Here is an 18,636-nt window from a genome sequence, read left to right as displayed (position 1 = left end):
GACAGGGCTGAATTTCCTTTGACATGGCTGGGTGCATCCCTATAATGCTGCGCCTATGTTGAATGACCCGATTCCACCTCACGTTGACCCGCGCAAATTGGCTGATCGTGGCACCACCCTTCAAGGTGAACTGCTGCTGGCCGATTTGGAGAGACTCTGCGACCCGCTTTCCGACACTGTCGGTACGGTGCAGGCTAAATTCGTTTTTGAACGAGATGAACGTAAGTCTGTGGTAATCCACAGCTTTATCGACACCGAAGTCAAAATGGTTTGCCAGCGTTGTCTTGAGCTGGTCACCCTGCCGATCCATAGCGAATGCAGTTATGCTGTGGTGAAGGAGGGTGCGAATACCCAGTCGTTGCCGAAAGGTTATGACGTGCTGGAACTGGGCGAAGATCCATTGGATCTGCAGTCACTGATCGAGGAGGAGCTTCTGCTCGCCTTGCCCATTGTGCCTGCTCATCATCCGGAAGAATGCCAGCAGCCGGCGGGTCTCGATGAGCCCGAACCGAGCGAGGACGAGGTAACGCGGTCCAACCCGTTCAGTGTATTGGCGCAGTTAAAGCGTGACCCAAACGTTTAGGAGTTAATCAATTATGGCTGTTCAGCAGAACAAAAAATCCCGCTCTGCCCGTGACATGCGTCGTTCGCACGACGCCCTGACGGCAAGCACTCTGTCTGTAGAAAAAACCACCGGTGAAATTCACCTGCGTCACCACGTATCGCCAGAAGGCGTATACCGTGGCCGTAAAGTGATCGACAAGGGCGCTGACGAGTAATCACTTGTCTGCTCAAGTCATCGCGATTGACGCAATGGGCGGGGACTTCGGTCCCCGCAGCATTGTTCAGGCCAGCCTTGCTTGTCTGTCTGCTACGCCCTCGCTGTACCTGACCCTCGTCGGTCAACCCTCTCTTCTTGAAGAATTGCTCTCTGGCCAATCGGCTGTGGATCGCTCGCGCCTGTCGGTTGTACCGGCGTCCGAAGTCATCGCCATGGACGAAAAACCTGCCCAGGCCTTGCGCGGCAAGCCCGATTCGTCGATGCGTGTGGCGCTGGAGTTGCTGCGAGACGGCAAGGTCCAGGCCTGTGTCAGCGCCGGCAATACCGGCGCGCTGATGGCGCTGTCGCGGTTCGTGCTCAAGACCTTGCCGGGCATTGATCGGCCAGCGATGGTTGCGGCGATTCCGACGCAGAAGGGGTATTGCCAGTTGCTCGACCTGGGCGCCAATGTCGATTGCAGCGCCGAGCATCTGTTGCAGTTTGCGGTGATGGGGTCGGTGGCGGCGGAAACCCTCGGCATCGTTCGTCCGCGCGTGGCGCTGCTGAACATCGGTACTGAAGACATCAAGGGCAATCAGCAGGTCAAGCTGGCGGCCACGTTGTTGCAGAGCGCTCGCGGCATCAATTACATCGGTTTTGTCGAAGGTGACGGTGTGTACCGTGGCGAGGCCGATGTGGTGGTGTGTGACGGTTTTGTCGGCAATATCCTGCTCAAATCCAGCGAAGGCCTGGCGACGATGATTGCCGGGCGCATCGAAGCCTTGTTCAAGAAAAACCTCGCGTCGAAAGTGGTCGGTGCTCTGGCATTGCCGCTGATGAGGCGTTTGCAAGCCGATCTGGCGCCTGCGCGACATAACGGCGCGAGTTTCCTTGGATTGCAGGGGATTGTGGTCAAAAGCCATGGTTCCGCGGGGGTTCAGGGCTTCCAGAGTGCGATTCAGCGCGCCTTGATCGAGATCCAGGAAAACCTGCCGGAACGCATTCATGGTCGTCTGGAGGATTTGTTGCTTTAGGCGTTTTCGTCGGACAATGCTTAAATGTGACCGCTCAGTTCAATTTGCCATCCAACTGTCAGTTTCTTGCGTTCCTCCAAGCGGGACGTCAATTCTCCGACGACAAGATCATTAGGGGCTTGTTACATGTCTGCTTCCCTCGCATTCGTCTTTCCGGGACAGGGTTCGCAGTCCCTCGGCATGCTGGCCGAGTTGGGCGCGCAACATCCGGTTGTCCTCGATACTTTCAAAGAAGCTTCCGATGCTCTGGGTTACGACCTGTGGGCACTGACCCAGCAAGGGCCGGAAGAGCAACTCAATCAAACCGATAAAACCCAACCGGCCATTCTGACCGCCTCGATTGCCCTGTGGCGTCTGTGGCTGGCTGAAGGCGGCGCGCGTCCGGCGTATGTTGCCGGTCACAGTCTGGGCGAATACAGCGCTTTGGTCGCCGCAGGCAGTCTGAGCCTGGGCGACGCGGTAAAGCTGGTTGAACGCCGTGGTCAGTTGATGCAGGAAGCCGTTCCGGCCGGGCAGGGCGGCATGGCCGCGATCCTCGGTCTGGACGACGCTGACGTGTTGGCAGCCTGTGCCGAAGCGGCGCAAGGCGAGGTGGTCAGCGCGGTCAACTTCAACTCCCCTGGTCAAGTGGTCATCGCCGGAGCCAAGGCAGCGGTCGAGCGCGCCATCGAAGGCTGCAAGGCTCGTGGTGCCAAGCGTGCCATGCCGTTGCCGGTCAGCGTGCCGTCCCATTGCGAGCTGATGCGTCCGGCGGCCGAGCGTTTCGCCGAGTCGATCGCAGCGATCGACTGGCAGGTGCCGCAGATCCCGGTGGTTCAGAACGTCAGCGCCAGCGTGCCAGCGGATCTGGAAACCCTCAAGCGCGATCTGCTTGAGCAGCTTTACAAGCCTGTACGCTGGGTCGAATCGGTTCAGGTACTGGCCGCCAAGGGTGCTACCCAGTTGGTCGAATGCGGCCCTGGCAAAGTGCTGGCTGGTCTGAACAAGCGTTGCGCCGAAGGCGTGTCGACATCCAACCTCAATACCCCCGATGCCTTCGCTGCCGCCCGTGCAGCGCTGGCCTGAATCAGGAGAAGCCTGCATGAGTCTGCAAGGTAAAGTTGCATTGGTCACCGGCGCGAGCCGCGGTATCGGCCAGGCTATCGCCCTGGAATTGGGTCGTCAGGGTGCCATCGTTATCGGCACCGCGACGTCTGCCTCGGGTGCCGAGCGCATTGCCGCTACCCTGAAGGAAAACGGTATTCAAGGCACTGGCCTGGAGCTCAACGTCACCAGCGACGAGTCCGTTGCTGCAGTACTGGCGAGCATCACTTCGCAGTTCGGTGCGCCGGCGATCCTGGTCAATAATGCCGGTATCACCCGCGATAATCTGATGATGCGCATGAAAGATGACGAATGGCATGATGTCGTCGATACCAACCTGAACAGTCTGTTCCGCCTGTCCAAGGGCGTTTTGCGCGGCATGACCAAAGCCCGTTGGGGACGAATTATCAGTATTGGCTCGGTTGTGGGTGCCATGGGCAACGCAGGCCAAGTAAACTACGCAGCCGCCAAGGCCGGTCTGGAAGGTTTCAGCCGTGCACTGGCGCGTGAAGTCGGTTCGCGTTCGATTACGGTAAACTCGGTGGCTCCTGGGTTCATCGACACCGATATGACCCGCGAATTGCCCGAGGCACAGCGTGAAGCCTTGCAGACGCAGATTCCGCTGGGTCGTCTGGGACAAGCTCAAGAGATCGCGTCTGTGGTCGCTTTTCTTGCATCCGACGGTGCGGCTTACGTTACTGGGGCTACAATCCCGGTGAACGGCGGGATGTACATGAGTTAAATGTGACGGGTTGCTTCAAAAAAATGTCATACGAGCTGTCTAAAATCCGTTATAAAGCTGCAATCTATTTATAGGCAGAGGGCCACCGGGTTTGAGGAGTGAAGCTTTCAGTTGAAAAACTGAAAAGTCTTTCTATACACTTACCCACTGGCCAGCTGCCTGAATTTGTCCATTAGGAGTGAAAACAAGGTATGAGCACCATCGAAGAGCGCGTCAAGAAAATCGTTGCTGAGCAACTGGGCGTTAAAGAAGAAGAAGTGGTCAACACTGCTTCCTTCGTTGAAGACCTGGGTGCCGACTCCCTTGACACCGTTGAGCTGGTGATGGCTCTGGAAGAGGAATTCGAGACCGAAATCCCTGACGAAGAAGCTGAGAAGATCACTACTGTACAAGCTGCAATCGATTACGTTACTAACCACCAGGCTTAATAGCTTGTAATCGTTGCTTGCTGTCATGGAAAAACCGCACTGCCATCACGGCGTGCGGTTTTTTCTTTAGGCCTGATGCAAAGTCGTCATTTGAAAAAGGAGAGTGCTGTGTCGCGTAGACGCGTCGTAGTCACCGGTATGGGTATGTTGTCGCCACTGGGCACGGATGTGCCGAGCAGTTGGCAGGGCATTCTGGCTGGCCGCAGTGGCATCGGTCTGATCGAACACACCGACCTTTCTGCCTATTCCACCCGTTTTGGCGGCTCGGTAAAGGGCTTCAATGTCGAGGAATACCTGTCGGTCAAGGAAGCACGCAAGCTCGACCTGTTTATTCAATACGGTCTGGCCGCAGGTTTTCAGGCAGTTCGTAACGCCGGTCTGGAAGTCACCGACGCCAACCGTGAGCGCATTGGCGTAGCCATGGGGTCGGGTATTGGCGGTCTGACCAATATCGAAGAAACCAGCCGCACGCTGCATGATTCCGGCCCACGACGGATTTCTCCGTTTTTCGTGCCTGGCTCGATCATCAATATGATTTCCGGTTTCCTGTCCATCCACCTGGGTGCACAGGGACCTAACTACGCCATCGCCACCGCGTGTACCACCGGTACGCACTGCATTGGCATGGCGGCCCGCAACATCATGTACGACGAAGCCGACGTGATGATTGCCGGCGGCGCCGAGATGGCGGCTTGCGGTCTGGGCATGGGCGGCTTCGGCGCCTCCCGCGCACTGTCGACCCGCAATGACGAACCGACCCGCGCCAGCCGACCATGGGACAAGGGCCGTGATGGCTTTGTACTGTCCGACGGTGCCGGCGCTCTGGTTCTGGAAGAACTGGAACACGCCAAGGCCCGCGGCGCGACGATCTACGCCGAGCTGATCGGCTTTGGCACCAGTGGCGATGCCTACCACATGACTTCGCCTCCGGCCGATGGCGCCGGTGCTGCCCGTTGCATCACCAATGCGCTGCGCGATGCCAAGATCAATGGCGATCAGGTTCAGTACGTCAACGCTCACGGCACCTCGACGTCGGCGGGCGACCTTGCCGAAGCCTGTGCGATCAAGTCGGTGTTCGGCGATCACGCTTACAAGCTGGCGGTCAGTTCGACCAAGTCCATGACCGGTCACCTGTTGGGTGCGGCGGGCGCGGTCGAGGCGATCTTCAGTGTGCTGGCGATCAACAGTCAGGTAGCGCCGCCGACCATCAACCTTGATGAGCCGGACGAAGGTTGCGACCTCGATTTCGTACCGCATACCGCACGCAATATGAATATCGATGTGGTGCTGTCCAACTCCTTCGGGTTTGGCGGTACCAACGGCTCACTGGTGTTCCGCCGGTTTGCTGACTGATGGACAGCTGGGTCGACGGTCAGCCGGCTGACGCTTTGTCGCTGAAGGATCGCGGCCTGGCTTATGGCGATGGTCTGTTCGAGACCCTCTTGGTCAAGGACGGGCAGCCGTTGTTGCTGGATCGACATCTGTCGCGTCTGGCGGACGGCTGTTCGCGCCTGGCGATCGCTGCCGATCATGAGTTGATCCGCAGTGAGCTGCTGGCCTTTGCCAGCGCATTGGGTGAGGGCGTGCTCAAGCTCATCCTCACTCGCGGTGACGGCTTGCGTGGTTACGCGCCCGATCCCTCGGCTCATGCCCGACGTATTCTGCAAGGCAATCCTCCCGCTGCTTATCCTGCCGTTCATGGAGAGCAGGGCGTTCGCCTGTTCCCCTGTGCGACGCGGCTGTCCAAACAGCCTCTGCTCGCCGGACTCAAACACCTGAACCGTCTTGAGCAGGTCATCGCCCGTTCCGAATGGCAAGACGCCGATCATGCCGAAGGCTTGATGCTCGATCAGACCGGGCGTGTCATCGAAGGCGTGTTCAGCAATCTGTTCCTGGTGCGCGATGGAGTACTGATCACGGCTGACCTCAAACGCTGTGGCGTGGCCGGCGTGATGCGTGCCGAATTATTGTTTCAAGCCGAGTCATTGGGGATCCCCACCCAAATCACCGACATCACTCTCGATCAGCTGCAATGGGCTGATGAAGTCTTTGTCTGCAACAGCGTGTATGGCGTTTGGCCTGTGTGCGCCTATGCAGCACTGAGCTGGCCGGTTGGTCCGCTCACCCGTAAACTCCAAACCATTGCCCGCGCGCTACTGGATGCTTGATACGTGAGACGTAAATTCTTGCTGCTGCTGGAAACCGGATTGGTTCTGGCGGGGCTGTGTTTGGGGGCTTCGGCCTGGAAAATCCATTCGGCGCTGGAACAACCGCTGAACATCACCCAGGAAGAACTGCTGGAAGTGCCAAAAGGCACGACACCCACCCGTACCTTCTATCGACTCGAAGCCGATGGCGTCATCAAGGATGCGTTTTGGCTTCGCGTGTATTGGCGCTTCAATCTCGCCAAACAACCGTTGCACAAGGGCGAATACCGCATGCAGCCCGGCATGACTGTCGAGGGCTTGATCGACCTGTGGAAACGCGGGGAAATGGTTCAGTACAGCCTGACCCTGGTCGAAGGCTGGAATTTCCATCAGGTCCGTGCCGCGCTGGCCAAGGATGAAAAACTCGAAAAGACTCTCGACGGTTTGAGTGATAGCGAGGTGATGGACAAGCTCGGACACACCGGGATCTTTCCCGAAGGTCGATTCTTCCCCGACACCTACCGCTTCGTGCGTGGCATGACCGATGTTGAGCTGCTGAAGAAAGCCTACGATCGCCTCGACGAAGTCCTCGCCAAGGAGTGGAGCCAGCGCTCGGCTGACGTGCCGTACACCGAACCCTATCAGGCGCTGATCATGGCATCGCTGGTGGAAAAGGAAACCGGTGTGCCACAGGAGCGCGGACAAATCGCTGGCGTGTTTGTGCGGCGCATGGAAATAGGCATGTTGTTGCAGACCGATCCGACCGTGATCTACGGCCTCGGTGATCGTTATAACGGCAAATTGACTCGCGCCCATCTCAAGGAAGCGACCCCGTACAACACCTACATGATTTCAGGCCTGCCGCCGACTCCGATCGCCATGGTCGGCCGCGAAGCGATTCATGCAGCACTGAATCCGGTGGCTGGCAATAGCCTCTATTTCGTGGCTCGTGGTGATGGCAGCCACGTGTTCTCCGATGATCTGGACGCGCACAATAACGCTGTGCGTGAGTTCCAGATCAGGCGCCGCGCCGACTACCGCTCCAGCCCCGCGCCGGCCACGGCGCCAGAGGCGACGGAGGAGCAGGCACCGATTCCGGCCGCATCGCCCGACACCGCCCCCGAGGCTTTGCCGCAAATGCCGCCGCAAGAGCCTGCTCCAGCGGCGCCACCCGAGCCGCAAGCGCCTGCCCAGGAGTCGTCACAGGAACCGGCGCAAGAACCCGTTCAAGAACCCGCTGCTGCACCTGTGCCCGAACCGGATGCAACCGCGCCGCAAAGCCCGCAATGACTCTGACTAAGGACTGCCTGTGACTGGCTTGTTTATTACTCTGGAAGGCCCGGAAGGCGCCGGCAAGAGCACTAATCGCGAATACCTGGCCGAGCGCCTGCGCACCGCTGGGATAGAGGTTGTGCTGACCCGCGAACCCGGCGGCACGCCGTTGGCCGAGCGGATCCGCGAAGTGCTGCTGGCGCCGGTTGATGAAGTCATGAACCCGGACACTGAGTTGCTGTTGGTGTTCGCCGCGCGAGCCCAGCATCTGGCCGAGGTGATTCGCCCGGCGCTGGCCCGCGGCGCAGTCGTCTTGTGTGACCGCTTCACCGATTCGACCTACGCCTATCAGGGCGGTGGTCGCGGCCTGTCGCTGGAGCGCATTGCGACCCTGGAAACCTTCGTCCAGGGCGATCTGCACCCGGACCTGACGTTGATTTTCGATCTGCCGGTGGAAGTGGGCCTGGCCCGCGCCAGCGCTCGCGGTCGTCTGGATCGTTTCGAACTCGAAGGCCGAACCTTTTTTGATGCGGTGCGCAGTGCTTTCCTCAAGCGTGCCGAAGCCGATCCTGCGCGTTATGTCCTGGTCGATGCCGCCCAGCCGCTGGCGCAGGTTCAGCAGTCACTGGATGCCTTGCTGCCGCGTCTGCTGGAGTTGACTCGTGGCTGAAGCCTATCCGTGGCAGGACAATCTCTGGCAGCAGTTGGCCGGCCGCAAGCAACATGCTCACGCCTATCTGCTGCATGGCCCGGCCGGGATCGGCAAGCGTGCGCTGGCCGAGCGCTTGATGGCCAGTTTGCTGTGCCAGCGACCATCCGCCCAGAATGCTTGCGGCGAATGCAAATCCTGTCTGTTGCTGAAGGCCGGCAGTCACCCCGACAACTACATTCTGGAACCGGAAGAAGCCGATAAGGCGATCAAGGTCGATCAGGTGCGTGATCTGGTCAGTTTCGTGGTCCAGACCGCACAAATGGGCGGCCGCAAAGTGGTGCTGGTCGAGCCGGCCGAGTCGATGAACATCAACGCCGCCAACGCCTTGCTCAAGAGCCTTGAAGAACCCTCCGGCGATACCGTTTTGCTGTTGGTCAGCCACCAGACCAGTCGTCTGTTGCCGACTATCAAAAGCCGCTGCGTGCAGCAGGCCTGTCCACTGCCGAGCGAAGCCATGAGTCTTGCATGGCTGGCGAAGGCTTTGCCGGACTGCTCGGAAGAAGAGCGCATCGAGTTGCTGATTCTGGCCGCCGGTTCGCCACTGGCCGCCGTCAAGTTGCAGGCCCAGGGCGTGCGCGAGCAGCGCGCGCTGGTGGTCGATGGCGTGAAGAAGTTGCTCAAGCAGCAACAGTCGCCAACACAATTGGCCGAAGGCTGGAATGCAATTCCGCTGTTGCTGCTGTTCGACTGGTTCTGCGATTGGTCGAGCCTGATCCTGCGCTATCAGCTGACTCAGGATGAGGACGGGCTGGGACTGACGGACATGCGCAAGGTGATTCAGTATCTCGCGCAGAAAGCCGGCCAGGACAAAGTCCTGACTATCCAGGACTGGATCCTCGCCCAGCGCCAGAAAGTGATGAGCAAAGCCAACCTCAATCGCGTGTTGCTACTCGAGGCACTGCTGGTGCAATGGGCGTCCTTGCCTATCCAGAAGTGACCGTCTGAGCCTAGACTCTGAGCATCAGCAACGGAGGTCAGCATGAATGAAGCCGTCAATCCGGGGCCGCGCAACGGCATTTTGTCCCTGACCATCAAGGACAAGTCCGTGCTGTACGCAGCCTACATGCCGTTCATCAAGAACGGTGGCCTGTTTATCCCGACCAACAAGAGCTACAAGTTGGGCGATGAGGTATTCATGCTGCTGAACCTGATGGATGAACCGGAAAAGATTCCGGTCGCCGGCAAGGTCGCCTGGATCACTCCGAAAGGTGCGCAGGGCAACCGGGCAGCGGGAGTCGGCGTGCAATTCAACGACGGCGACAACACGGCGCGCAGTCGAATCGAAACCCATCTGGCCGGAGCCCTCAAGTCCGACCGTCCCACTCATACGATGTAAGTTGCAGCCCTTTTATGCTCGTAGATTCCCATTGCCACCTTGATCGTCTTGACCTCGCCGCCCACAACGGCTCGCTGGATGCCGCACTCGATGCGGCCCGCCAGCGCGGGGTAGGGCATTTTCTGTGTATCGGCGTCAGCGTCGAGAACGCCGCGGACGTCAAAGCCCTGGCTGAACGTTACGACGACGTCGACTGTTCGGTCGGCGTGCATCCGCTGGATGTGCAACCGAATGCCGCGCCGGCGCTGGATTGGCTGTTGCGCGAGCTCAACCACCCGCGTGTGGTGGCGATTGGTGAAACCGGTCTGGATTATCACTACGAGCCAGAAGCGGCAGAGTTGCAGCAGGCGTCATTTCGACTGCACCTGCAAGCGGCGCAGCAGACCGGCAAGCCGGTGATCATCCACACCCGTGGCGCCCGCGCCGATACGTTGAATCTGCTGCGCGAAGCCGCGCTGCCCCAGGCGGGCGTTCTGCATTGCTTCACCGAAGACTGGGAGATGGCCAAAGCTGCGCTCGACATGGGCTATTACATTTCCTTGTCCGGGATTGTCACTTTCCGCAATGCCGACGCTCTGCGTGACGTGGCCAGTAAAGTGCCGGCTGACCGACTGCTGGTGGAAACCGACTCGCCCTACCTGGCGCCGATTCATCATCGTGGCAAACCGAACCTGCCGCAGTACGTGCGCGACGTAGCGGAATTTCTGGCAATGTTGCGTGGTGAGCCCTACGAGCGGTTTGCCGAGCAAACCACCGAGAACTTCAAGCGACTTTTTCCGCTGGCGCATGTGAAAGGTTAAATCGCAGGCAAAAAAAACCCGGGTTCTGGGGGGTGAATCCGGGTTAAGACCATTAGGAGTAAAACAAAGGCACGCGGTCCGTTGGTACCTATATCGGCGCGACACTTGGGGGAGATGCCCCGCCGACATTTGAAGTATTGATCAGTATTGCGCCGAGTCCAGTTTACCGGCCCCGGTTTTTTAAACAAATTTGGAATACGGGCGCTTCGGTTAAGTTCTCATCAATCTGCGAAGCTACCGGAATTCATCAAGAAACACATATATGGTCGGATGATCCGTGCATTTTTGCGCAAGTTAGGCATAATACGCGGCTTCGAATTTTGACCCCTACAGACCTTTTCTTATGCATAAAGAACCTCGTAAGGTCCGTGAGTTTCGTCGCCGCGAGCAAGAAATTCTCGATACCGCGCTCAAGCTGTTCCTCGATCAAGGTGAAGACAGTGTCACCGTCGAGATGATTGCTGATGCCGTCGGTATCGGCAAAGGCACGATCTACAAGCACTTCAAATCCAAGGCCGAAATCTATCTGCGCCTGATGCTCGATTACGAGCGCGATTTGAACGAGCTGTTGCATTCGGCCGATGTCGACAAGGACAAGGAAGCCCTGTCCCGTGCCTACTTCGAATTCCGCATGCGCGATCCTCAACGCTATCGGTTGTTCGATCGTCTGGAAGAAAAGGTGGTCAAGGGCAATCAGGTGCCGGAGCTGGTCGAGGAACTGCACAAAATCCGCGCCTCGAACTTCGAACGCCTGACTCTGCTGATCAAGGGGCGGATCAGCGAAGGCAAGCTCGAAGACGTGCCGCCCTACTTCCACTACTGCGCGTCCTGGGCACTGGTGCACGGCGCTGTGGCGCTGTATCACTCGCCGTTCTGGAGCAATGTGCTGGAAGATCAGGAAGGCTTCTTCCAGTTCCTGATGGATATCGGCGTGCGCATGGGCAACAAGCGCAAGCGCGATACCGACACACCGAGCAGCTGAACCATTCAGTTGCCTTATTGCGCCATGATATTCACACCATGACGCAGTACCGCAGGAATATACTCAGGCATAGGTATTGCTAAAACTTGATTTGTGAGTCAAGTTTTAGCGGTCCGAATATTCTTCCGCCGGAGTGATCCATGATCGTTGACCGTCAAGGCAGGCGTTTTCGCAATTTGCGAATCAGTCTGACTTCAGCCTGTAATTACGCTTGTACCTACTGCGTGCCCAACGGCAAGCGGTTAGTGGCTGCGCAGGATGAATTGTCGGCCGAGGCCATGGCGCGTGGCGTGGCGTATCTGATCGAGGCCGCAGGCATCGAGCGTTTGCGCATCACCGGTGGCGAACCGCTGGTCAGCCCCAAACTCGAAACCTTCATGACCGCCGTCGGGCAGATGGGCCTGGCGGACATCAGCCTGACTACCAACGGTCAGTTGCTGGCGAAAAAACTGCCACTGCTGGTCGACGCCGGCATTCGTCGCATTAACGTTTCCCTCGATACCCTGGATGCCAGCGCGTTTCGCAGCATTGCCCGTGGCGGCGATCTGGCGACTGTGCTCGACGGTATGGATCAGGCCAGCGCAGCCGGCCTGAAGATCAAGGTCAATATGGTGCCACTGCGTGGGCAAAACCTCGATCAAGTGATGCCACTACTCGATTACTGTCTGGAGCGCGGCTATGAGCTTCGCTTCATCGAGCTAATGCGCATGGGCCATCTGGCCAGCGACTCCAATGCTTTCCTGCAGCAGTTTGTCAGCCTTCAGCAGTTGCTGAGCCTGATCGGTGAGCACTACGAATACCTTCAGGCCGATGCGCCAGTCGATGCCACAGCCGTGCGATACGAGATTCCGGGCCAAGGGCACTTCGGTGTGATCGCCAACGAAAGCGTTCCGTTCTGTCGCACCTGCTCGCGTCTGCGTCTGTCGTCGACTGGCTGGCTGCATGGCTGCCTGTCGTCGAGCAACCGCCACTATGTCGGCGATCTGCTGGACAAACCCCGTCATCAAGCGTTGCCCGCCTTGCAGAGACTCTTGGTGAAAGCCTTGGGTGATAAACAGGAAGTGGCATTTTCTGGTGGCGCGACCGTGATGAAAATCATCGGCGGTTGATCCTCCCTCATCGCGAGGCGCTGATGTTCCCGAGCTGGCGCGGAAGCTGCATCCCATGGCCATTCGCCGGTTTTCCGTCACCGGCCTCTGGAGGGTAGGATGCGTAGCCTGGTTTTGCTGCTGGCCGTTTTGGCGTTTGGTGGCTGCATGAATGTCAGCGATCTGGCTGAAGGGACTCGCTACCACATGAGCGATGCGGGGCTGCTCGACCATAGCGACAGTCGTCGTGTGAATAACCTGCGCATTCAACCGGACTCTTTCGTGTATATCGCCCAAGGCGCCTTTGTGCCACCAGGCAGTGCTGTCTACCCACGACCTAACGTGATAGCCGAAGTCGCCTTCAATGGTTTTGTCGAATACTTCCCTATGGTTCGCCGCGCCCGTGCCCCGCAAGGCCTTGATCAAGCCATGGGCGAAGCCCGTGCCGCCGGTGCCCATTACCTGCTCTATACCCGGTTCGCCAGGTCCGACGACCGTATTGGCAACTCGGATGAGTGGCTGGATCAGGAGGCCCTGGATCGCCTCGGTATCGACGGCGGCGTGATTCAGATCATGTTGATCGAGACCAGCACCCAGTATTTGATTGATACTGCACGCATCAAGAGTCGTGGCGGTTTACTGACGTTCCACGACAAAAAGCCAGAGGACCTGATGGGCCCGCCGCTGGAACAATACGCGCGCAGCCTGCTGGGGCTCAGCGACCAGTAATTGAAAAGGAGAACGCCATGAGTGGCCCGCAAAAAGCCAACGATCTGTTGGGGCAAATCCCCAAAACCAAAGGCTTGCCGCCAGTCCACCTGTGGAACCCCGATTTTTGCGGCGACATCGACATGCGTATCGCCCGTGACGGCACCTGGTATTACCTGGGCACGCCGATCGGGCGAAAGCCGATGGTCAAGCTGTTCTCCACCATCATTCGCCGCGATGGTGACGATTACTTCCTCATTACCCCGGTCGAGAAAGTTGGCATCAAGGTCGACGATGCGCCCTTCGTGGCGATTGCCGTGGACGTGGAGGGCGAGGGCGAAGCCCAAGTCTTGCGCTTCACCACCAATGTTGATGAGACCGCCGAGGCCGGTGCCGAACACCCCATGCGCGTGGTGATCGACCCGGTAACGCAGGAGCCTGCACCCTACGTGCATGTTCGCACCAACTTAGAAGCCTTGATCCACCGCAACGTGTTTTACCAATTGGTGGAGCTGGCCGTCACACGCGAGATCGACGGGCAACGCTGGCTAGGCGTGTGGAGCGGCGGCGAGTTCTTCCCCATCGGGCTTGAGCCGTAACTCGCTGAGTTGCTGTGTTCTGGAAAACGGCCCGCTATTAAGCGGGCCGCTGTCATTGGGCTTACAAACCCTTGCTCTTGAGCCGAGCGGCATGGTCAAGGTAGAGCTTCACCGGGTTGACATTCCAGCTGTCGACCCCTGCAATCTGATTGACTGCGTCAAAATGGTCCATCGGGTAATCCGAGCGAATCACTTTCCCCAGGTGCGAACTGTATTGACCGACCAGCCCGTCGTTGGCGTTTTTCTCTTTGTAAAATAGCTTCGACAGCACGATACAGTTCAAGTGGGACGGATCGAGGGGTTGCAGGCTTTGAAAGTTTTGTACGATCCCGCTCCAAGAGTAGTAATACACGCCGTTTTCAATTTCGTTGCCTTCCCCACCCCAATGTTCCGGTATCCCTTGCGGGTACTTGAGATTGAAAGCGGCCAATCCTGCGCTGGTCAGGGATTCGAAAGCCGCTTGAGCGTCCTGAGGGTTTTGCGGATGACCGCTGATCAACGAAATGAAGGAGCCAACTGCTTTGAACAGGGCTAAAACGAGCGCTTCAGGCAACTCTCCAGGCGTCAGCGCCTTATGCAATTGGTCGGCAATCTCGGAGCCATGATTGGGGCAGCTGACGGAAGTGACTGATGCGACCTTTTCCGGGTGTAGCGCCGCTACGTAGCGTGCGGCCAGTGGACCTTGGCTGTGCCCGATCAGATTGACCTTGGCGGCTCCCGTTTCCTGCAAAATACGGTTGACGTGTTCGAGCAGTTTTTTACCGCGCTCCTCGTTACCGTTAACGGCTGGAATGTTGACGGCAAACACTTTGGCGCCTGCATGTTCCAAGGCTTCTTTGATCTCGAAGAAGTAGGGATAGCCGGCAATTTTATCGAAGCCAAAAAGGCCGTGGACTAAAACAATCGGGTATTGCGTAGACGCATCCATGTTCATGCTTATACCTGTCGATAGCTGACTTTAGTGGTACAGATGCTATTGACTGCTTGATCTGTCGTGGCTAACCGTAGGTCACAATAGGGATTCGTTCAAATTGATCGCCTGGACGCCGTCAAACAGAAAAATTCAAATTGACAGCCAATCGTATGATGATTAGCGTGGACACCCATCGCGAACGGCTTTGTGCCGTCCCTGAATCGAGGTGTCCATGTCCAGCAGTTTTCATTCGTCGACGGTCGATTGGCTGGGTTGCTGGATCGCCACGGGGCAGGTCAAACCAGGTGAGACCCTCAAGGTCGAAGCCGACCTGGGCGAGCAACTCGGTGTCAGCCGCACTGTAATCCGCGAAGCCATCAAAACCCTGGTCGCCAAAGGCATGCTCGAAGTCGGGCCAAAAGTCGGTACGCGGGTGTTGCCGGTGCGGCGCTGGAACCTCTTCGATCCGCAAGTCGTAGGCTGGCTGTCGCGCAGCGGCTTGCCGGAAAACTTCGTCGACGACTTGCTCGACCTGCGCCGCACCATCGAACCGATGGCCGTACGCTGGGCGTGCGAGCGCGCTACCGTCGAGCAGGTTCAAGCCATCCTTCAGGCTTACAACGCATTGGAGCGGGCAGTGGACAGCGGCGTCGATTACAACCGTGCCGACCAGTTCTTCCACGAGTGCATCCTCGCCGCCAGCCACAACCAATTCATCGAACAAATGGTTCCGGCCCTCGGCGCACTGCTGGCGGTGTCTTTCGAAGTGTCCGCCGCCGACCCGGACGAACTGCGCCGCACGCTGCCGATCCACAAAGACATGGCCGAGGCCATTGCCGCCCGGGATACCGCGCGGGGTGTCTGGGCCTGCATGACCCTGATCGATAACGCCGACCTGGCCATCAAGCGTTTTTACCCGCAAGTCATGGCCGACAAGAAGGCCAGCTGACAACCATAAAAAGCAGGAGGTTTCATGACGTGGACTGCCGTTACCGAACACCGCGCGCAGCTCGGCGAAGGCCCGTTCTGGGACACACCGACCCAGGCGCTGTACTGGGTTGATATCGCCGGTCAACAGGCGCTGCGGCTGATTGGCGCCAACGTGCAGATCTGGCAGATGCCCGAGCACGTGTCTGCCTTCATCCCTTGCGAAAGCGGCGATGCATTGGTGACGTTGAACAGCGGCGTGTATCGACTCGATCTTGATTCTCCCGGCCTGGAACCACGACTGACCTTGTTTTGCGTCGCCGACCCGCAACCCGGCAATCGTGCCAATGAAGCCCGCTGCGATGCGCAGGGCCGGCTCTGGCTCGGCACCATGCAGAACAACATCGGCGAGCAGGGCGAAGATTTGCCCATCGTGCGGCGTTCCGGTGGCCTGTTTCGCATCGATCGCGATGCACGGGTCACGCCGTTGCTTCGAGGGCTGGGCATCCCTAACACGTTGCTGTGGAGCGCAGACGCAACCACCGTGTATTTCGCCGACAGCCTCGACAGCACGCTCTACCAGTATTTCATCCGCACCGACGGCAACCTCGACCCGGCCCAGGTCTGGTTCGGGCCCCATGAACGCGGCGGCCCTGATGGCTCGGCAATGGATGCCGAGGGGTATATCTGGAACGCGCGCTGGGACGGCAGTTGCCTACTCAGGCTGACCCCGGACGGGCAGGTTGATCGCGTAATCGAACTGCCGGTCAGCCGCCCCACCAGTTGCGTATTCGGTGGCGAAGACCTGAAAACCCTCTACATCACCAGTGCCGCGAGCCCGCTCAACCATCCATTGGACGGCGCGTTGCTGTCGATTCGAGTCGATGTGCCCGGAAAAGCTTGTCAGAGATTTGCCGGTTAAATCCCAAAATATGGGATGTAAAATTATATATTGAGATTATGAGAGAGTCGGGTTTATAGTCCGGCATCAGTTACACGCACTCACACTTAAAAAAACAAAACAGGTGAAGTGATGCAGCGATTTTCCAAAAAGCCTTTTGACCGGACATCGACCGATGCCCGGTTTTTGCCATGCCTTCAAAAAGGGGTTTTGACCCATGGCTGAACCTCTTTCCTTGCCACCGGTGCCCGAGCCGCCGAAGGGTGAGCGACTGAAAAACAAGGTCGTACTGCTGACCGGTGCCGCTCAGGGTATCGGCGAGGCGATTGTCGCGACGTTCGCTTCCCAGCAGGCCACGCTGATCATCAGCGATATCCAGGGTGAGAAAGTCGAGAAAGTCGCGGCTCACTGGCGGGACAAAGGCTTTGATGTTCAGGCGATCACGGCCGACGTATCCCGGCAACAAGACCTGCACGCAATGGCTAAATTGGCGATCGAGCTTCACGGCCGGATAGACGTGCTGGTCAACTGCGCCGGGGTCAATGTGTTCCGCGATCCGCTGGAAATGACCGAGGAAGACTGGCGCCGCTGCTTCGCCATCGACCTGGACGGCGCCTGGTATGGCTGCAAAGCGGTGCTGCCGCAGATGATCGAACAGGGCATCGGCAGCATCATCAACATCGCCTCGACCCATTCCACTCACATCATTCCCGGCTGCTTTCCGTACCCGGTGGCCAAACATGGCTTGCTCGGCCTGACCCGCGCCCTGGGCATCGAATATGCGCCGAAGGGCATTCGCGTCAACGCCATCGCGCCGGGCTACATCGAAACCCAACTGAACGTCGATTACTGGAACGCCTTTGCCGACCCGCATGCCGAGCGTCAGCGCGCCTTCGATCTGCATCCGCCACGTCGCATCGGGCAGCCGATCGAAGTCGCCATGACGGCCGTTTTCCTGGCCAGCGATGAAGCGCCGTTTATCAATGCCTCGTGCATCACCATCGACGGTGGTCGCTCGGTCATGTACCACGACTGAATCAATCGGGTTTCAGGCGCGGAACTACGTCTGAAATCCAATCATCATACGATATGACTATTTGCTGCACCGGCTTTCAAATCACGCTCAAAAAAAATAACAAGGAGTCAGCTTATGAATCGTCGTCGTGGGATCCGTTCCCTGTGCTGTGCCGCTTTGGCGGTCACCGCGGTCAGCCTGAGCAGTTCGTTGCTGGCGGCCGAGGAAGTGAAGATCGGTTTTCTGGTCAAGCAGGCGGAAGAGCCCTGGTTCCAGACCGAATGGGCGTTCGCCGAAAAGGCCGGGAAAGAGAAGGGCTTCACCGTCATCAAGATCGCTGTGCCGGACGGTGAGAAAACCCTCTCGGCCATCGACAGCCTCGCCGCCAACGGTGCCAAGGGCTTCGTGATCTGCCCGCCAGACGTGTCCCTGGGACCTGCGATCATGGCCAAGGCCAAGCTCAACGGTTTGAAAGTCATCGCCGTCGATGACCGTTTCGTCGATGCCAGCGGCAAGTTCATGGAAGATGTTCCGTACCTCGGCATGGCAGCGTTCGAAGTCGGCCAGAAGCAGGGCAGCGCCATGGCCACCGAAGCGAAGAAACGTGGCTGGGACTGGAAAGACACTTACGCGGTGATCAACACCTTCAACGAACTCGACACCGGCAAGAAACGCACCGACGGTTCAGTCAAAGCGCTGGAAGACGCCGGCATGCCGAAAGACCACATTCTGTTCTCGGCCCTGAAAACCCTCGACGTACCCGGCAGCATGGACGCCACCAACTCGGCGCTGGTGAAACTGCCGAGCGCAGCGAAAAACCTGATCATCGGCGGCATGAACGACAACACCGTGCTGGGCGGTGTGCGCGCCACCGAAAGCGCCGGTTTTGCCGCGGCCAATGTGATCGGCATCGGCATCAACGGCACCGACGCCATCGGCGAATTGAAGAAGGCCAACAGCGGCTTCTTCGGATCGATGCTGCCGAGCCCGCACATCGAGGGCTACAACACCGCCAGCATGATGTACGAGTGGGTCACCACCGGCAAAGAACCGCCGAAGTACACCGCGATGGACGACGTGACGCTGATCACTCGCGAGAACTTCAAGCAGGAACTGGAAAAGATCGGCCTCTGGAACTGAGGGCCGGTTGATTTCATCAGTGGCCCTGGCGACGGGGCCGCCTGATCTG

General features: G+C 58.4%; 22 protein-coding genes. 21 read left to right on the top strand and 1 reads right to left on the bottom strand.

The genetic code is table 11. The features are described 5' to 3' along the window. The first annotated feature begins 55 nt into the window (after window positions 1-55). From ACYZTX_RS22855 to ACYZTX_RS22775, 17 genes are all read left to right on the top strand, one after another. Window positions 56-583 carry a YceD family protein gene (locus ACYZTX_RS22855; protein WP_004371317.1) on the top strand — a complete coding sequence of 176 codons (528 nt, stop codon included), beginning with the start codon at window positions 56-58 and terminating at the stop codon, window positions 581-583. Between the two features lie 13 nt (window positions 584-596). After that, entirely contained in the window at window positions 597-779 is a 183-nt protein-coding gene (gene rpmF, locus ACYZTX_RS22850) for a 50S ribosomal protein L32 (RefSeq protein WP_008152339.1), read from the top strand. Between the two features lie 4 nt (window positions 780-783). Then, on the top strand, window positions 784-1,794 hold the full coding sequence (plsX, locus tag ACYZTX_RS22845; protein WP_462035960.1) for a phosphate acyltransferase PlsX: 1,011 nt from the start codon (window positions 784-786) through the stop codon (window positions 1,792-1,794). Window positions 1,795-1,920: 126 nt separating this feature from the next. Next, a complete protein-coding gene (fabD, locus tag ACYZTX_RS22840) occupies window positions 1,921-2,859 on the top strand; it encodes an ACP S-malonyltransferase (protein ID WP_462035959.1) in 939 nt (312 codons plus the stop codon). 16 nt (window positions 2,860-2,875) lie between these two features. Further along, window positions 2,876-3,619 (top strand): 3-oxoacyl-ACP reductase FabG, encoded by a 744-nt coding sequence (fabG, locus tag ACYZTX_RS22835; RefSeq protein ID WP_282375706.1) that lies wholly within the window; start codon window positions 2,876-2,878, stop codon window positions 3,617-3,619. Window positions 3,620-3,810: 191 nt separating this feature from the next. Continuing rightward, a complete protein-coding gene (gene acpP / locus ACYZTX_RS22830) occupies window positions 3,811-4,047 on the top strand; it encodes an acyl carrier protein (protein WP_003442511.1) in 237 nt (78 codons plus the stop codon). A 108-nt stretch (window positions 4,048-4,155) separates the two neighbouring features. After that, window positions 4,156-5,400 carry a beta-ketoacyl-ACP synthase II gene (fabF, locus tag ACYZTX_RS22825; protein ID WP_282375707.1) on the top strand — a complete coding sequence of 415 codons (1,245 nt, stop codon included), beginning with the start codon at window positions 4,156-4,158 and terminating at the stop codon, window positions 5,398-5,400. After that, the gene (gene pabC, locus ACYZTX_RS22820) at window positions 5,400-6,215 is read left to right on the top strand and encodes an aminodeoxychorismate lyase (RefSeq protein ID WP_462035958.1); all 816 of its coding nucleotides are present in this window, start codon (window positions 5,400-5,402) and stop codon (window positions 6,213-6,215) included. The genes fabF and pabC overlap by 1 nt, the downstream gene beginning before the upstream one ends. Window positions 6,216-6,218: 3 nt before the next feature. Next, window positions 6,219-7,484: an endolytic transglycosylase MltG gene (gene mltG, locus ACYZTX_RS22815; RefSeq protein ID WP_462035957.1), complete on the top strand. Its 1,266-nt coding sequence runs from the start codon at window positions 6,219-6,221 to the stop codon at window positions 7,482-7,484. 19 nt (window positions 7,485-7,503) lie between these two features. Further along, entirely contained in the window at window positions 7,504-8,136 is a 633-nt protein-coding gene (gene tmk, locus ACYZTX_RS22810; RefSeq protein WP_462035956.1) for a dTMP kinase, read from the top strand. After that, window positions 8,129-9,115 (top strand): DNA polymerase III subunit delta', encoded by a 987-nt coding sequence (locus ACYZTX_RS22805; RefSeq protein ID WP_462035955.1) that lies wholly within the window; start codon window positions 8,129-8,131, stop codon window positions 9,113-9,115. Before tmk ends, ACYZTX_RS22805 begins: the two co-directional genes overlap by 8 nt. Before the next feature lie 42 nt (window positions 9,116-9,157). Then, entirely contained in the window at window positions 9,158-9,514 is a 357-nt protein-coding gene (locus tag ACYZTX_RS22800) for a PilZ domain-containing protein (RefSeq protein WP_090186752.1), read from the top strand. Window positions 9,515-9,528: 14 nt separating this feature from the next. After that, window positions 9,529-10,314: a TatD family hydrolase gene (locus ACYZTX_RS22795; RefSeq protein ID WP_462035954.1), complete on the top strand. Its 786-nt coding sequence runs from the start codon at window positions 9,529-9,531 to the stop codon at window positions 10,312-10,314. A gap of 343 nt (window positions 10,315-10,657) precedes the next feature. Then, entirely contained in the window at window positions 10,658-11,296 is a 639-nt protein-coding gene (locus ACYZTX_RS22790; protein ID WP_462035953.1) for a TetR/AcrR family transcriptional regulator, read from the top strand. Between the two features lie 140 nt (window positions 11,297-11,436). Continuing rightward, window positions 11,437-12,405: a GTP 3',8-cyclase MoaA gene (locus ACYZTX_RS22785; RefSeq protein ID WP_462035952.1), complete on the top strand. Its 969-nt coding sequence runs from the start codon at window positions 11,437-11,439 to the stop codon at window positions 12,403-12,405. A gap of 99 nt (window positions 12,406-12,504) precedes the next feature. Further along, window positions 12,505-13,113: a DUF4823 domain-containing protein gene (locus tag ACYZTX_RS22780; protein WP_462035951.1), complete on the top strand. Its 609-nt coding sequence runs from the start codon at window positions 12,505-12,507 to the stop codon at window positions 13,111-13,113. Window positions 13,114-13,130: 17 nt separating this feature from the next. Beyond that, the gene (locus ACYZTX_RS22775) at window positions 13,131-13,691 is read left to right on the top strand and encodes a DUF1285 domain-containing protein (protein WP_462035950.1); all 561 of its coding nucleotides are present in this window, start codon (window positions 13,131-13,133) and stop codon (window positions 13,689-13,691) included. Window positions 13,692-13,752: 61 nt separating this feature from the next. On the opposite strand, the gene ACYZTX_RS22770 is transcribed toward ACYZTX_RS22775, so the two are convergent. Then, on the bottom strand, window positions 13,753-14,625 hold the full coding sequence (locus tag ACYZTX_RS22770; protein WP_462035949.1) for an esterase/lipase family protein: 873 nt from the start codon (window positions 14,623-14,625) through the stop codon (window positions 13,753-13,755). Window positions 14,626-14,836: 211 nt separating this feature from the next. Between ACYZTX_RS22770 and ACYZTX_RS22765 the strand changes: the two genes are divergently transcribed. The 4 genes from ACYZTX_RS22765 (at window position 14,837) to ACYZTX_RS22750 (ending at window position 18,587) form a co-directional block, all read left to right on the top strand. After that, window positions 14,837-15,553, top strand: coding sequence for a FadR/GntR family transcriptional regulator (locus ACYZTX_RS22765; protein ID WP_462035948.1), 717 nt, complete (start codon window positions 14,837-14,839; stop codon window positions 15,551-15,553). A 24-nt stretch (window positions 15,554-15,577) separates the two neighbouring features. Continuing rightward, complete coding sequence (locus tag ACYZTX_RS22760) at window positions 15,578-16,453, top strand: SMP-30/gluconolactonase/LRE family protein (protein ID WP_462035947.1); 876 nt, start codon at window positions 15,578-15,580, stop codon at window positions 16,451-16,453. 196 nt (window positions 16,454-16,649) lie between these two features. Continuing rightward, on the top strand, window positions 16,650-17,468 hold the full coding sequence (locus tag ACYZTX_RS22755; RefSeq protein WP_462035946.1) for an SDR family oxidoreductase: 819 nt from the start codon (window positions 16,650-16,652) through the stop codon (window positions 17,466-17,468). Window positions 17,469-17,582: 114 nt separating this feature from the next. After that, on the top strand, window positions 17,583-18,587 hold the full coding sequence (locus ACYZTX_RS22750) for a substrate-binding domain-containing protein (protein WP_076028215.1): 1,005 nt from the start codon (window positions 17,583-17,585) through the stop codon (window positions 18,585-18,587). The last annotated feature ends 49 nt before the right edge of the window (window positions 18,588-18,636 follow it).

Source organism: Pseudomonas sp. MDT1-17 (assembly GCF_054898105.1).
Note: the sequence above shows the minus strand (reverse complement) of the source record. Positions and strands in the feature narration are given on the sequence as shown.